Source organism: Streptomyces sp. NPDC005820, from assembly GCF_040630255.1.
Classification (GTDB): Bacteria; Actinomycetota; Actinomycetes; order Streptomycetales; family Streptomycetaceae; genus Streptomyces.
Genome location: NZ_JBEXXE010000001.1, coordinates 35473 through 48753 on the forward strand (window position 1 = coordinate 35473; position 13281 = coordinate 48753).

Consider the following 13281-nt stretch of genomic DNA (forward strand, 5'->3'; position numbering starts at 1 on the left):
TCCCAGGACCGCGCGAGCGGTCAAGGCTGAGAGAGAGTATGACTCCCACCGGAATGGTCGAACGATTTTCCGGCAAAGAAACACGTCCTTGCCGCACATGTGCGGCAGCGGTGAGCGGCCTCGGGCGCCTCCTTTCATCCTGTGGTCATCCTGCACCCCCTCCGTCGTCCACTCTGTGCTGTCACAGTTGAGCTGTACGTGAGCATTCGACGCGAGGAGTACGCATGCACGCGCGCACAGTAGCCGCAACGACCACCGCGCTCCTGGGCGCCGTCGCCCTGCTGCTCCCCGTCCACGACGCCCGGGCGGGCATCGCCACCCATGCCGCGGTCGTCGCCCACAGGGGCGCCTCCGCGGTCGCGCCGGAGAACACCCTGGGCGCCGTCGACGAGGCCGCCGCCCTGGGCATCGTCTGGGTGGAGAACGACGTCCAGCGAACGAAGGACGGCGAGCTGGTGGTGATCCACGACGACAGCCTGCGCCGTACGACGAACGTGGAAGAGGTCTTTCCCGGCCGTGCCCCCTGGAAGGTGAAGGACTTCACCGCGGCCGAGATCGCCCGGCTGGACGCGGGAAGCTGGTTCGGCGCGACGTACACGGGCGCGCGCGTGCCGACGCTGAAGCAGTACATGGAGCGGGTGGAGCACAACCACCAGAAGCTGCTTCTGGAGATCAAGAACCCCGAGCTGTACCCGGGCATCGAGCAGCAGACGCTGAAGCTGCTGAGCAACGAGGGCTGGCTCGACGAGCAGCATGTGACCGGCCGGCTGATCGTGCAGAGCTTCAGCGCCGACAGTCTGCGCACGGTGCACGCACTGAAGCCGGCGGTGCGGACCGGACTGCTGGGGGCGCCGGCCAGGGCGGACCTGGCGCGGTACGCGGTCTTCGCCGACCTGATCAACCCCTCGCACACCGCCCTGTCCCGGGACTACGTCGACGCGGTGCACGCGCTGAAGGGACCGCACGGCAAGCAGATGAAGGTCTTCGTCTGGACCGTCGACGACGCCTCCAGGGCGAGGACCGTCGCCCGGTACGGGGTCGACGGTGTGATCACCGACAAGCCCGATGTGGTGCGCAGGGCCCTGTACCGGTACTGACCCCCGTTGTCGGTGGCGGGCCGTACGGTGGGTCGCATGAACAGTCCTGGGCGGAACGGGCAGCAGGTCGTGTGGGCCGTCGTCGGCACCGACATCGGTCCGCTGCTGCTGGCCGCGACCCACGAGGGCCTCGTCAACGTCGTGTTCCACGCATCCGAGGCGGTCCGGGCCAAGGCGCTCGGCCGGCTCGCGGACCGGCTGGGCACGCAGCCCGTCGAGGCGCCCGGCTCTCCCCTGCTGGCCGAGGCGATACGCCAGGTCGACGCCTACTTCGCGGGCGAGCGGCACACTTTCGAGCTGCCCCTGGACTGGTCGCTGATCTCGGGCTTCAACCGCCAGGTCCTGCGCGAGCTCGCCTCCGGAGTGCCCTATGGCGCGGTCGTCGGCTACGGGGATCTGGCCCGGCGGGTCGGACAGCCGGGGGCGGCGCAGGCGGTGGGGACGGCGATGGGCGCCAATCCGCTGCCGGTCGTCGTGCCCTGTCATCGGGTCGTCGAGAGCGACGGCGGCATCGGTGGGTTCGGGGGCGGTCTGGAGACCAAGCGGAAGCTGCTCGCGCTGGAAGGGGTCCTGCCCGAGCCGCTGTTCTGACGGCCTTCCGGGAGCGCCGGGCTCCTCGCCGACGGGGTCGCGTCCGTCATGCGTCCCGGGCCGGTGGCGTCCCCCACAGGCGTGCGGGGTTTGGCCGGGTGCGCCGCCCGCCAGGGATGAGGGAAGGCCCGAGGACAGGAGACAGGCGCATGGTGCTGGTGGTGTCGGAAGAGGTGCGGGAGGCGGTCGACGCGCGTCGACCCGTGGTGGCTCTGGAGTCCACGATCATCGCTCATGGGCTGCCCCGCCCGCGCAACCTTCAGGTGGCGCGGGAGCTGGAGGCCGCCGTCCGCGCGGAGGGTGCCGTTCCGGCGACGATCGCCGTGCTGGACGGGCGGCCGCATGTCGGTCTCGACAAGGAGCAGCTGGAGCGGGTCGCCAACGAGGACGGCATCCGCAAGCTGGGCCACCGTGACCTGCCGCTCGCGGTGGCCTCGGGGGCGAGCGGGGCGACCACGGTGTCGGCGACGGCGCTGCTGGCGGCGCTGGCGGGGGTCCGGGTGTTCGCGACGGGCGGGCTCGGCGGGGTGCACCGCGAGTGGACGGTGACCCAAGACGAGTCGGCCGACCTGGGGCTGCTCGCGCGGACCAGGATCACGGTGGTGTGCGCGGGCGTGAAGTCGATCCTGGACGTGCCGGCGACCCTGCAGCGGCTGGAGACACTGGGCGTGGCCGTCGCCGGCTACGGCACGGACCGGTTCCCGGGCTTCTACCTTTCCGACTCGGGGCATCCGGTGGACTGGACGCTGGAGACACCCGCGCAGGTGGCCGAGGTGATGCGGGCCCAGGACACGCTGGGCGGGCCGGAGTCGGCGCTGATCGTCGCCAATCCGGTGCCCGAGGAGGAGCAGTTGGATCCCGAGGTGCACGCGCGCGTGCTCGCGGAAGCGCTCCACGCGTGCGAGGAGGCCGGCGTCACCGGCCAGGGGGTCACTCCGTTCCTCCTCGACCATCTCGTCCGGCACACCGACGGGGCGTCGCTGAGCGCCAATCTGGCGGCGGTGCGCGGCAACGTACGGCTGGCGGCACGGATCGCGGCGGCTTGGGCCGAGGTGTGACCGGACGCCCCAGCGGGTCGGAGCACATGCGCGGTGAGCCGGGCCGGGCTCCGGTTTCGGGTCCGGTCCCGGCCGAGGGCGGGCATCCGTCGGGCGGGGCGCTGCTGGTCGTCGGGGACGTGGTGACGGACGTCGTCGCCCGGCATCGGGGACCGCTGGCGTCGGGCACGGACACGGCCGCCGTGATCCGGACCCTGCCGGGCGGCGCGGGCGCCAACGTGGCGTGCTGGGCGGCGCACCGGGGGTGTGCGGACGTACGGCTGCTCGGTCGGGTGGGCGCGGACTCGGCCGCCTGGCACGAACGGGAACTGACCGCGTGCGGGGTACGGCCCCGGCTCGTCGTCGATCCGCAGGCGCCGACCGGGACGGTGATCTGTCTGGTCGACGCGGAGGCGGCGGCCGAGCGGAGCTTCCTCACCGACAGCGGTGCCGCGCTGCGCCTGGGGCCCGGCGACTGGTCGGACGCGCTGCTTACCGGGGTGGGCCGCCTGCATCTGTCGGGCTATCTGCTGTTCTCCGAGTCCGGGCGGGCGCTGGTGCGTACGGCGTTGGCGGCGGCACGCGCGCGGGGGGTGCCGACGAGCCTCGATCCGGCGTCGGCGGGCTTCCTGGTGGAGCTGGGGGCCGAGCGGTTCCTGGCGCTCGTCGACGGGGTGGACGTACTGCTGCCCAGCCGGGACGAGTCATGTCTGCTGACCGGGTTGCCGGACGGGGCGGGGGCGGCGGCCGAGCTGAGCCGCCGTGTCCCGCTCGTGGTGGCCAAGCAGGGGGCGGGCGGGGCGCTGGTCGCGCGCGCGGGCGCCGTCGTGGCCGCCGTCCCGGCCGTCCCGGCGACGCCCCGGGACACCACGGGCGCGGGCGACGCCTTCACGGGCGCCTTCCTCGCCTCCCTCCTCCGGGGCGACGAGCCCGCCGCAGCGGCGGCCGAGGGGTGCCGGGCAGGGGCCCGCGCGGTGGAGCGGGTGGGCGCCCGGCCCCCCACGCCCGGGGACGCGACGACACCGACCGGAACGAACGGGGTCCGTGTCGTCGGCTGAGGCCGCTTCAGCGGGTCGCACCGGCTCGGTCCGCGTCGAGCGACCCAGCGGGAACCAGCGGAAACCAGGGACCTGGCGGACGGCCGGCGGACGGCCGGCGGGGCGGGCGGGCCCCGGCGCCGGCCCGCCCGCCGCCCGGCCCGCCGCCCGGCCGCACCGCGCCCCCGGCCCCCGGCTGTCTCCTTGAGGCTGCCCCGATCGCCCACGGGCGGTCCCGCCGCCTCTACGCCTTCCGTCCCCAGGCCGAGATCATCGGTGCCGTGGCCAGGTCCATGGCGCCGGAGGCCACATTGGTCAGGTGGCGGTCGATCTCCTCGGCGGTCGCGAGACCGGCGCCGACGAGTCTGTCGCGGATCTGGCGGACCGTCGCCGACTCCAGGGCCGCGCAGGCGGGTGAGGTGACCGGGAAATAGGCGTCGGCCTCGACGCGCTGCAGCCCGGCCTCGCGGAGCAGACGCGGGAGCTTGCGGCCGTAGGAGAGGTCGGCTCCCCGGTCGGCGAGCAGCGTGCGGAAGCCGTGGCGCAGTCGGTTCGCCAGCTGCTGTTCCGGGCCGTGCTCGTCGGGGCAGAGCAGGGGCTGCAGGGCGGGGTCGCCGTCCTCGACCAGAAGGCGTCCGCCGGGGCGCAGGGCCTTCACCATGGAACGCAACGCCCTTTCCCGGTCCGGGACATGGACCAGGACGAGCCGGGCGTGCACCAGGTCGAAGCCCTCGGCGGGGGGTTCCTCGGCACCCACGTCGTGGACGCGCACCTCGACCGGCGGGCGGGCGGCCGGGGCGAGGCGGGAGGTGTCGATGTCGGTCGCGACGACCTTGCCGGTGGGGCCGACCTTCTTCGCCAGCCAGGTCACCACCGAGGTCCCGCCGGCGCCGACCTCCCAGCAGCGCCAGCCGGGGCCGACGCCCAGCTCTTCGAGATGGCGGAACGTCGTGGGGTCGAAGAGGGTGGCGAAGGCGTCGAAGCGTTCCGCCGCCTCGGTCTGCTGGTTGTCGAGAAGGTACCCGTCGGTTCGCGTCATGTGCCGATCATCCCAGTTGTCCCGCTTGGCGCAGGCGGTCGACGCGGCCATGAATCCCCGGCGGGGCAGCGCGGTGTTCATGTCGGCGAGGGCGGGGAATCCGTACCGGTCGGGGCCCGGAGCCTCGTTGTCCACAGGCGGGAACAAACCGGAACCGGCCCTTTCCACAGGCTTACCCACGGCATACGCGAGCCTGGCAGACTGGCCGACCAGGGCGCGGGAGTGCGGCGCGAGGAGAGCCACGCAAGGAGATCCAGATGACCATGGCAGGGAATCTGCGGAAGGTCACCGGCTTCGGCCGGGTCGGCGGCCTGCGCGGGGTGGCGCGGTTGGCCCGGCGTCGTGCCCGGGTCGACCTCAGTCACCACGCGCGCTCCCCGCTGGGCTCCTCGGTGGTGAACTGCGTGACCTACCGGGAGGGTGTGCGGGCCCCTGTCTGCGAGGATCTGGTCGAGACGGTCGAGCGGGTGCGCAAGAGCGGCCAGGGCTTCGTCTGGCTCGGGCTGCACGAGCCGACGAACGCCGAGTTCTCGGGCATCGCCGAACTCTTCGACCTGCATCCACTGGCCGTGGAGGACGCCGTCGAGGCTCATCAGCGCCCCAAGGTCGAGCGGTACGGCGAGACGCTCTTCGCGGTGTTCAAGACGGTCTGCTACGTCGAGCACGAGGAGCTCACCGCGACGAGCGAGGTGGTGAACACCGGCGAGATCATGGTGTTCGTCGGCCAGGACTTCGTCGTCACGGTCCGGCACGGGCGGCACGGCTCGCTGGGGCCGCTGCGCGAGGAGCTGGAGTCCGATCCGGCGCAGCTCGCCAAGGGCCCGTCGGCGGTGCTGCACGCGATCGCGGACCATGTCGTGGACGACTATCTGAACGTCACGGACGCGGTGCAGGGGGACATCGACCAGGTCGAGGCGGACGTCTTCGCGGAGAACGGTGCGCGGGCCGATCCGGGGCGCATCTACCAGCTCAAGCGTGAACTCCTGGAGCTGAAGCGGGCGGTGGTCCCGCTGAAGCGCCCGCTCCTGGATCTCGCCGACCGGCCGGTGCGGGTGATCGAGCCGGAGATACAGGCGTACTTCCGGGACGTCTCCGACCATCTGCTGCGGGCCACGGAGCAGATCGCCGCGTTCGACGAACTGCTGAACTCGATCCTGCAGGCGCATCTGGCGCAGGTCACGGTCGCGCAGAACGAGGACATGCGGAAGATCACCGCCTGGGCCGCAGTGATCGCGGTGCCGACGATGGTCTGCGGTGTGTACGGCATGAACTTCGATCACATGCCGGAGCTGCACTGGAGGTTCGGCTATCCCCTGGTCATCGGCGTCATATCCGTGGCCTGCCTGGTGCTGTACCGGGGCTTCCGGCGCAACGGCTGGCTCTGAGGGCGCCCGGGCCCGGGCGGCGGCGGGACCGGGGCGGCGTCAGTGCGGTCCGGGGCCGGTCCTGGCGTAGACGCTCTCGGCCCAGGAGGCGATTTCGCCCTCGCTCAGATGCCGGGCGAGGTCGGCCTCGCTGATCATGCCGACCAGGCGCTTGTTCTCGATGACGGGCAGCCTGCGGATCTGATGGTTCCGCATCTCGCCGAGCACATCGCCGACGTCGGCGCTCGCGTCGATCCAGCGCGGGGTGCCGCGGGCCATCTCTCCGGCGGTGACCCTCGCCGGGTCGCGGCCCATGGCCACGCAGCCGACGACGATGTCGCGGTCGGTGAGGATGCCGCAGAGCCGGTCGTTGTCGTCGCCGATGGGCAGGGCCCCGACATTGAGTTCGCGCATCAACTGTGCGGCGCGGTCGAGGGTTTCATGGGCGGGGATCCAGCGGGCTCCCCGGTGCATGATCTCTCCGGCTGTGGTCATGGGTGCCTCCCGGTACCGGACGGCCGGCGCGGCGCGGGGGGCACCGCTGGTCCCGGCGCCCTTCCATTCTCGCCGTGCCCGCGGGCACCCGCATCTCCCGGGCCGTCGGCTCCGCTCCGGCTCACCCGCCCCACGCCGGATGGCGCGGATCGTCCGCACGGACCAGGACGTCGGCCGTGGCGGCGGGGTCGGTCTCGGCGGCGTAGGTGTCGAAGGCGGGCAGTGTCCACCGGTCCGCGTCCGGGGTGCGGCGGCGCAGGGCGGCCGGGGAGAGCTGGACGTGGACGGTGAGGTCGAAGGGGAACCAGTGGCGCAGCAGGAGGGGACCGTGCAGCAGCAGGAAACCGCCCGGCGGGAGGTGGACGTAGGAACTGCGGGTGGCCCGGTCCGTGACCGGGTCCCAGAAGTCCGGCAGGATCCGCCCGTCGCCGCCGGGTTCGAGGGGGCCGAACACCTCGCGCCAGAGCGCGCCGGTGTCGAACCAGCCGTTGTAGTAGGCCTCGACGTCATGACGCCCGTACTCGAGGCGGAGGGAGGCGGGGCGCAGAAAGCCGTGGGCGTCCACGACGCGGGAGGCGCGGCCGTGGATCCGCAGCGCCTCGGCGACGCGGGCGGCGAGGTCGCCGGGGCGGGCCGCCGGGGCGCCGTCGAAGGCGACGCGGGGCCAGGGGCTGCCGTCCGCCGGCTTCAGGTCGAGCAGCCGCTCGGCGAGGAGGTCGCCGAGCCGTTCCCAGGTGATCGCTTCGAGTCGCACACGGCCCATGATGCGTCAGGCACCGGTCACGACGCGTCGCGGTCGGCGTCCGGCCTCGGATCGCTCCGTGCGGGCGCGGGTCGAGGCGGCAGCCGGGTGCTACCGCGCCCACCAGCGGGAATGAAGCCTGCATGGCAGCACGCGCAACTCCCCTGTCCCGCACCGGCCTTCTCGTCGTGCAGCCGCTCCGGCGGAAGTACTGTGCGGGCTGCCGCCGGGGGCCGCAGCCGATGCTGGTGCTGGAGGAGGGCGGGGCCCGCTGCCTGAACTGTGCGGACCTCGGACATCTGGTGTTCCTGCCGCGCGGGGACACGGCGCTGACCCGCAGATCGCGGGAGGAGAGCGGGCTGTCGGCGGTGGTGGTGCGGTTCAACCGGCGCAAGGGGCGCTACGAGCGGCAGGGCGTCCTGGTCGAGGAGGCGGGGCTCGCCCGGGCCGAGCAGCGGTGCCTGGCCGACGCGGAGGCGCGGCGGCGGCGCCGGCTGCGGGACGCGCGGCGGCGGGCCGTGGCGGACGCGCGGTTCACGGAGGTGTTCGCGGCGGAGATCCTGCGCCTGCTGCCGGGCTGCCCGGTGACGCGGGCCGGGGAGATCGCGGCTCACGCCTCGGTGCGGGGCAGCGGGCGGGTGGGCCGTAGCGCGGCCGGGCGGGCCTTGTCCGAGGGCGCGGTGGTCTCGGCGGTCGCGGCCTCCGTACGGCATCTGGAGACGCCGTACGACGAACTGCTGATGAGCGGCGTGCCGCGCAACGAGGCGAGACGGCGGATCGCGGCGCGTGTGGAGGCGCGGCTGCGGGAGTGGCGGGAGGGTGGGGAGGGGGTGGGAGGGGAGGGGGAGGGCCCCTCCCCGGTCACCGATCACATCCGGGATATCACTTGAGGTGACGGGACCGTGGCGGGCAGGATCTTCCGACGACAGGGGGAGTTGACGGTGACAGTGATCGATGGGCCGTATCCGATGCTCGCGCTGCTCGGCGCCGTCACGACGGGGGTGATGGCAGGGGTGTTCTGCGCGTTTTCGGTGCTGGTGATGCGGGGGCTCGCCAAGCTGCCGGCCGCGCAGGGCGTCGCCGCGATGAACGCGATCAACTCCTCGGCGATGACGCCGGCGTTCATGGTGCTGTTCCTGGGGGCGGCGGGGCTGTGCGCGGGGATCGCCATGGTGACGTTCCTGCTGTGGCCGGACGAGGGGGCGCTCCCGCTGCTGCTGGGCAGCGGGCTGTACCTGGTCGGCGCCTTCGGGGTGACCGTCATGGCGAACGTGCCGCGCAACGAGACGCTGATGAAGCTGGAGCCCGGAGCGCCGGAGGCGGCGGCGTACTGGCCGGCGTACGTGCGCCAGTGGACGCGCTGGAACCATGTGCGGGCGGCCTCCTCGGCGGCGGCGGCGATCGTGTACGCGCTGTCGCTGGTCTGAGCCGGACCGGTGTGATTCGGCCCTGTTCCGCCTCTCTGCGCGGGTGGCGGAGGGGACGTATCGTGGCCGAAAGAGTGCCGCCGAATGACGCTCGGCCCGTCCCACGCGTACGCAAGGAAGACGCCCATGGCCGATCCCAAGGGATTCATGACCACCTCCCGCCAGGACTGGCCCCGCCGGCCGGTCGAGGAACGGGTCCGGGACTGGGACGAGGTGTACGTCCCCGGGGCGCTTCTGCCCATCGTCAGCAAGCAGGCCGACCGCTGCATGGACTGCGGTGTCCCCTTCTGTCACGACGCGTGTCCGCTCGGCAACCTGATCCCGGAGTGGAACGACCTGGTGTCGCGGGAGGACTGGCGGGCGGCGAGCGACCGGCTGCACGCGACGAACAACTTCCCCGAGTTCACGGGACGGTTGTGTCCGGCGCCGTGCGAGGCGGGGTGCGTTCTCGCCATCAACCAGCCTGCCGTGACCATCAAGAACGTCGAGGTGGCGATCGCCGACCGGGCCTGGGCCGAGGGGTTCGCGCCGCCGAGTCCGCCGGACCGGCTGTCGGGGAAGACGGTGGCGGTGATCGGTTCCGGACCGACCGGGCTGGCCGCCGCGCAGCAGTTGACCCGGGCCGGGCACACGGTCGCCGTGTACGAGAAGGACGACCGGATCGGCGGTCTCATGCGGTACGGCATCCCCGAGTTCAAGATGGAGAAGCACCATCTGGACCGGCGGATCGAGCAGATGATCGCCGAGGGGACGCGGTTCCGTACGGGGACGGCGGTCGGCCGGGATGTGGGCGCGGCGGAGCTGCGGGCGCGTTACGACGCCGTGGTGATCGCCACCGGGGCGACGGCCTGGCGGGAACTTCAGGTGCCGGGCCGGGAGCTGGCCGGGATACATCAGGCGATGGAGTATCTGCCGCTGGCCAACCGGGTGTGCCAGGGCGATCTCGAGGTCTCGCCGATGTCGGCGGCCGGTCTTCATGTCGTGATCGTCGGCGGCGGGGACACCGGCGCGGACTGCCTGGGGACGGCGGTCCGTGAGGGCGCGGCGTCGGTGACCCAGCTGGACATCTACGCCCAGCCCGGCGCGGACCGCGACGAGGACACGGATCCCTGGCCGACGTACCCGAAGATCTACCGGCTGTCGGCCGCGCACGAGGAGGCGCGCGAGTTGCGCAGTGCGCCGGCGGCCGACGCGGACGCGCGTCTGTTCGCGGCGTCCACGCTCCGCTTCACCGGGGACGAGGACGGGCGGGTGCGGTCGCTGCACCTCGTCGAGGTGGATGCGCGGCGTCGGCCGGTGGCGGGCAGCGGGCGGGAGCTGCCGGTGGACCTGGTGCTGCTGGCGCTCGGTTTCTCGGGGCCCGACCGGACGGACGGGCTCGTGGACCAACTGGGGCTGAGGCTGGAGCCGCGCGGCACCCTCGCGCGGGACCGTGACTTCGCGACGAACGTGCCCGGCGTGTTCGCCGCCGGGGACGCGGCCCGCGGCCAGTCGCTGATCGTGTGGGCGATCGCGGAGGGGCGTGCGGTGGCGGCGGCGGTCGACCGTCGGCTGTCGGGGAGTTCGCGGCTGCCGGCGCCCATATCGCCGTACGACCGGCCCATGAGCGTGTGACGGCCCGACCGCCCGACGGCCCCGCCGTACGACGTGATCGGCAACCGGTGACCGGTGACCGGTGGGGTCAGCGGCGCTCGTCCGTGCCCGCCACCTTGCCCGTCGCGAGGGCCACCCGGTTCCAGGTGTTGATCGTGCAGATGAGGGCGAGCACCTGGGCCAGTTCGTGGTCGTCGAAGACGGCGGCGGCCTCGGCGTAGACGTCGTCCGGGACGCCTGCGTCGGCGACCAGGGTGACCGCCTCGGTCAGGGCGAGGGCCGCCTGTTCCCGCTCGGTGTAGAAGTGGCGGGCCTCGCGCCAGACGGCGACCAGGTGCAGTCGGTCCTCGCTCTCGCCGGCCTTGCGGGCGTCGTTGGTGTGCATGTGCAGGCAGTACGCGCAGTGGTTGAGGAGCGAGGCGCGGATCTGGATCAGTTCGACGAGGGCGGGGTCGAGGCCCTCGCGGGCGGCGGCGTCGAGGCCGATGAGGGCGCAAAAGGCGGGCCGGGCGGACTTCCCGAAGTCGAGCCGGGTCCGTGCGGCCTCGGCCGCGGCGATCGCCTCGGAGGGGAGAGCGGCGGAGGGAGCAGCGTCGGCGCGGTGCTGCGCCTGCCGGCCGGTACCGAGCGGTCGGCGGTCAAGGCGGCCGCCTGGCACGGGGTCGCGCTGGACGGGCTGGGCGACTACCGGCACCCGGAGACGGAGACGGCGGGGGGGGACGGCCTGGTCGTCGGATACGCAACGCCTACGGGGCGGCGCTGGAGGCCCTGTGCGAGGTTCTGCCGCCGCCGGACGCGGGACCCGCCCCTGCGGCCCTGAGGAGGCGCCGGGGGCCGTCTCCCGTCTGTGGAGGAGGCTCCGCGGGCCGCCGGGCCCGCCGGACGAACCGACCGGCGGGCCCGGCGGCCGCCTCCGCGATGCCCCCTCCTCAGTCCCCCGGCCTCCCAGACACCCCCGATATCCCTTGATGCCCGAAATGTGGCTTACGGGCTACAGGGATCGGACCAGCGGTGGGATCATCGGAACAGGAGGTGTGCTGTCGCCGTGTCCGGAACCGGGCGGCACCCCGGTCCGGATCGGCGGCGGCCCACCCCATCCTTCGTTCCGCCGTCAGGCGCAGGGCCGATCCCGCGCGTCCCCCCTGTTGGCGGTCGGTCCTGGAGGGTGTCGATGACGACGCTCGACGAACGTCACGGAGATGGTGCCCACGGCGGGCAAGGCCCCCGGGGCGAGGTCACCCTCGGCCCGGTGGGGGCCCTGGGCCCGGTGGGGGTCCACGGCCCGGCCACCGTCCCCCTGGATGCACCCGCGCCGAAATTCCCCGCCTGGCGGGATCCAAGGCCGCGCACCTGGCCCGCGCGGCCCGCGCCGGACTGCCCGTGCTCCCCGGATTCGTGATCCCGCCCGGGGCGAACGGCCACCCGGTGGGGACCGTCTGGGACTGGACGGGCGCCCGGCCCGCCGACCCGGTGCTCGTCGTGCGCACCCTGGACCCCGCGCTGGCCCCGCTGCTGCCCGGGCTCACGGGCCTGGTCGCGCAGACCGGCAGCCCCTTGTCGCATCTGGCAGTCCTGGCCAGGGAGTTCGGGCTGCCGGCGGTCGTCGGCGCGACCGACGCCGTACGCCGCTTCCCGATCGGCTCCCGGCTTGCCGTCGACGGGACGACGGGGGACGTACGGCTGGGGGACGCGCCGTGAGGAGGGTCGCGTACGTCCTCGCCGGCCTGGCCGCGGCCGGGGCGGCCACCTATCTCGTCGTCTATCTGTACTGGTGGCAGTGGCAGCGGGCGCTGATCTGCGGAGTGCTGCTGCTGGTCGTGGAGGTGATGCTGCTCGGTGTCGTCCTGCTGGGGCGGCTGGCCCGGATCGAGGAGCGGCTGCGCGACACCGACCGGCGGCAGCGGGAGCTGGACGCGCGGCAGGAGGACGTGCTCGCCCGGCTCCGGCGGCCCGCCGCCGAGCGGGAGGAGGCCCGGTTCAGCTGGCTGGAGGACCCGGCGGACCGTACGTATGTCTTCGTGCCGGTCCTCATGGTCACCGGTGTCCTGCTGTCCGGGCTGGCCTGGGTGGTCCAGCGGGTCGCGTCCGCCACCGCGCGGCCGGCGGAACGCCGACTGGCGGGGCGGCTGGCCGTCCTGGCCGCGCCCGGTCCGGACGCCCGCTATGACCGGGACGGCCACTACGGCCTGGACACCCGCTACGACCGGGACAGCCGCTATGACCTGGACAACGGCGATGACCGGGACGGCCGCGACGGCCGCGACCCGGACGATCTTCCGCTGCCGGGCGGCCCCGGCCCTCCGGTGGGCGTCGCGCGCGCGTGGCCGCGATCTACGTCATCTGCGTCGCCCTGCTCGCCGGGCTGGTCGTGGGGATCGCGCGGCTCACGCAGACCCGCGAGGAGAAGGAGAACCGGAACGAGGCGACCTCCGTGATCGTCCGGGTCGACATCCGGGGCCCGGACATGACGGCGGCGCGGCGGTCGCTGGCCGCGCAGCAGGTCTGGGAGCGCTGCCGGGACTCCACGTCCGTGCCGCTGCGTCACGCGGCCCTCGGCGACCTCGGCGACGGCCTGTTCGCCGGGACCGTACGGCCCGCGCTGACCGAGCACGACCGGCTGCGGCTGACCAGCCGTACCGGCACGATGGCCGCGGCGTACCTGGTGGAGACCGGACAGGAGTCCCCCGCGGCGGCGGTCCGGCGCAATCTCGCGGTCGGACCGCCGTCGATCGAACAGATCTACTACGGGCTGCATCTCGAACACAGCGAGGCCGACCAGCCGCCGCCGGCGATCGTCGCCGTGAGCCGTCTGGTGGACGCCCCACGGCGCATGATGACCTGGTTCTGACCTTCTGGGCC

The 13281-nt window shown here is 73.3% G+C and carries 15 protein-coding genes and 1 pseudogene; 12 read left to right on the forward strand and 4 right to left on the reverse strand.

Going from position 1 to position 13281, the window contains the following annotated elements:
* The first annotated feature begins 224 nt into the window (after nt 1–224).
* The 4 genes from ABZ464_RS00150 to ABZ464_RS00165 all read left to right on the forward strand — a co-directional run bounded on the left by ABZ464_RS00150 (nt 225) and on the right by ABZ464_RS00165 (nt 3783).
* Nucleotides 225–1097, forward strand: a complete 873-nt coding sequence (locus tag ABZ464_RS00150) for a glycerophosphodiester phosphodiesterase family protein (protein WP_359268594.1) — start codon at nt 225–227, stop codon at nt 1095–1097.
* Nucleotides 1098–1133: 36 nt separating this feature from the next.
* Nucleotides 1134–1688, forward strand: coding sequence for a methylated-DNA--[protein]-cysteine S-methyltransferase (locus tag ABZ464_RS00155; protein ID WP_359268597.1), 555 nt, complete (start codon nt 1134–1136; stop codon nt 1686–1688).
* Between the two features lie 149 nt (nt 1689–1837).
* Nucleotides 1838–2746, forward strand: a complete 909-nt coding sequence (locus tag ABZ464_RS00160) for a pseudouridine-5'-phosphate glycosidase (RefSeq protein WP_359268599.1) — start codon at nt 1838–1840, stop codon at nt 2744–2746.
* Between the two features lie 26 nt (nt 2747–2772).
* A complete protein-coding gene (locus tag ABZ464_RS00165; RefSeq protein ID WP_359268602.1) occupies nt 2773–3783 on the forward strand; it encodes a PfkB family carbohydrate kinase in 1011 nt (336 codons plus the stop codon).
* Between the two features lie 223 nt (nt 3784–4006).
* On the opposite strand, the gene ABZ464_RS00170 is transcribed toward ABZ464_RS00165, so the two are convergent.
* Complete coding sequence (locus tag ABZ464_RS00170; protein ID WP_359269581.1) at nt 4007–4801, reverse strand: methyltransferase domain-containing protein; 795 nt, start codon at nt 4799–4801, stop codon at nt 4007–4009.
* 257 nt (nt 4802–5058) lie between these two features.
* On the opposite strand from ABZ464_RS00170, the gene ABZ464_RS00175 reads away from it, so the two are divergent.
* On the forward strand, nt 5059–6186 hold the full coding sequence (locus ABZ464_RS00175) for a magnesium and cobalt transport protein CorA (RefSeq protein ID WP_359268605.1): 1128 nt from the start codon (nt 5059–5061) through the stop codon (nt 6184–6186).
* Nucleotides 6187–6225: 39 nt separating this feature from the next.
* Here the strand turns inward: ABZ464_RS00175 and ABZ464_RS00180 are convergent, their stop codons facing one another.
* Both ABZ464_RS00180 and ABZ464_RS00185 read right to left on the reverse strand, forming a co-directional pair.
* Complete coding sequence (locus ABZ464_RS00180) at nt 6226–6660, reverse strand: CBS domain-containing protein (protein WP_359268608.1); 435 nt, start codon at nt 6658–6660, stop codon at nt 6226–6228.
* 121 nt (nt 6661–6781) lie between these two features.
* A complete protein-coding gene (locus tag ABZ464_RS00185; RefSeq protein WP_359268610.1) occupies nt 6782–7423 on the reverse strand; it encodes a uridine kinase in 642 nt (213 codons plus the stop codon).
* Nucleotides 7424–7545: 122 nt separating this feature from the next.
* Between ABZ464_RS00185 and ABZ464_RS00190 the strand changes: the two genes are divergently transcribed.
* From ABZ464_RS00190 to ABZ464_RS00200, 3 genes are all read left to right on the forward strand, one after another.
* Nucleotides 7546–8292, forward strand: coding sequence for a DUF2293 domain-containing protein (locus ABZ464_RS00190; protein WP_359268613.1), 747 nt, complete (start codon nt 7546–7548; stop codon nt 8290–8292).
* Nucleotides 8293–8349: 57 nt separating this feature from the next.
* Nucleotides 8350–8829: an anthrone oxygenase family protein gene (locus ABZ464_RS00195; protein ID WP_359269584.1), complete on the forward strand. Its 480-nt coding sequence runs from the start codon at nt 8350–8352 to the stop codon at nt 8827–8829.
* A gap of 126 nt (nt 8830–8955) precedes the next feature.
* On the forward strand, nt 8956–10443 hold the full coding sequence (locus ABZ464_RS00200) for a glutamate synthase subunit beta (protein ID WP_359268616.1): 1488 nt from the start codon (nt 8956–8958) through the stop codon (nt 10441–10443).
* Between the two features lie 67 nt (nt 10444–10510).
* Here ABZ464_RS00200 and ABZ464_RS00205 read toward each other — a convergent pair whose 3' ends face one another.
* Complete coding sequence (locus ABZ464_RS00205; RefSeq protein WP_359269587.1) at nt 10511–10981, reverse strand: carboxymuconolactone decarboxylase family protein; 471 nt, start codon at nt 10979–10981, stop codon at nt 10511–10513.
* Between the two features lie 33 nt (nt 10982–11014).
* On the opposite strand from ABZ464_RS00205, the pseudogene ABZ464_RS00210 reads away from it, so the two are divergent.
* The 4 genes and pseudogenes from ABZ464_RS00210 to ABZ464_RS00225 form a co-directional block, all read left to right on the forward strand.
* Nucleotides 11015–11211, forward strand: a pseudogene (locus ABZ464_RS00210) (PLP-dependent aminotransferase family protein); the annotation flags it as partial.
* A 591-nt stretch (nt 11212–11802) separates the two neighbouring features.
* Nucleotides 11803–12120: a PEP-utilizing enzyme gene (locus ABZ464_RS00215; protein ID WP_359268619.1), complete on the forward strand. Its 318-nt coding sequence runs from the start codon at nt 11803–11805 to the stop codon at nt 12118–12120.
* A complete protein-coding gene (locus ABZ464_RS00220; RefSeq protein ID WP_359268622.1) occupies nt 12117–12857 on the forward strand; it encodes a hypothetical protein in 741 nt (246 codons plus the stop codon). The genes ABZ464_RS00215 and ABZ464_RS00220 overlap by 4 nt, the downstream gene beginning before the upstream one ends.
* Nucleotides 12854–13270 (forward strand): hypothetical protein, encoded by a 417-nt coding sequence (locus ABZ464_RS00225; RefSeq protein ID WP_359268625.1) that lies wholly within the window; start codon nt 12854–12856, stop codon nt 13268–13270. Before ABZ464_RS00220 ends, ABZ464_RS00225 begins: the two co-directional genes overlap by 4 nt.
* The last annotated feature ends 11 nt before the right edge of the window (nt 13271–13281 follow it).

What these genes read in the sequence shown, in the direction of transcription:
- ABZ464_RS00150 (WP_359268594.1), top strand. Translation starts at nt 225, where the DNA reads ATGCACGCGCGCACAGTAGCCGCAACGACCACCGCGCTCCTGGGCGCC.
- ABZ464_RS00155 (WP_359268597.1), top strand. Translation starts at nt 1,134, where the DNA reads ATGAACAGTCCTGGGCGGAACGGGCAGCAGGTCGTGTGGGCCGTCGTC.
- ABZ464_RS00160 (WP_359268599.1), top strand. Translation starts at nt 1,838, where the DNA reads ATGGTGCTGGTGGTGTCGGAAGAGGTGCGGGAGGCGGTCGACGCGCGT.
- ABZ464_RS00165 (WP_359268602.1), top strand. Translation starts at nt 2,773, where the DNA reads ATGCGCGGTGAGCCGGGCCGGGCTCCGGTTTCGGGTCCGGTCCCGGCC.
- ABZ464_RS00170 (WP_359269581.1), bottom strand. Translation starts at nt 4,801, where the DNA reads ATGACGCGAACCGACGGGTACCTTCTCGACAACCAGCAGACCGAGGCG.
- ABZ464_RS00175 (WP_359268605.1), top strand. Translation starts at nt 5,059, where the DNA reads ATGACCATGGCAGGGAATCTGCGGAAGGTCACCGGCTTCGGCCGGGTC.
- ABZ464_RS00180 (WP_359268608.1), bottom strand. Translation starts at nt 6,660, where the DNA reads ATGACCACAGCCGGAGAGATCATGCACCGGGGAGCCCGCTGGATCCCC.
- ABZ464_RS00185 (WP_359268610.1), bottom strand. Translation starts at nt 7,423, where the DNA reads ATGGGCCGTGTGCGACTCGAAGCGATCACCTGGGAACGGCTCGGCGAC.
- ABZ464_RS00190 (WP_359268613.1), top strand. Translation starts at nt 7,546, where the DNA reads ATGGCAGCACGCGCAACTCCCCTGTCCCGCACCGGCCTTCTCGTCGTG.
- ABZ464_RS00200 (WP_359268616.1), top strand. Translation starts at nt 8,956, where the DNA reads ATGGCCGATCCCAAGGGATTCATGACCACCTCCCGCCAGGACTGGCCC.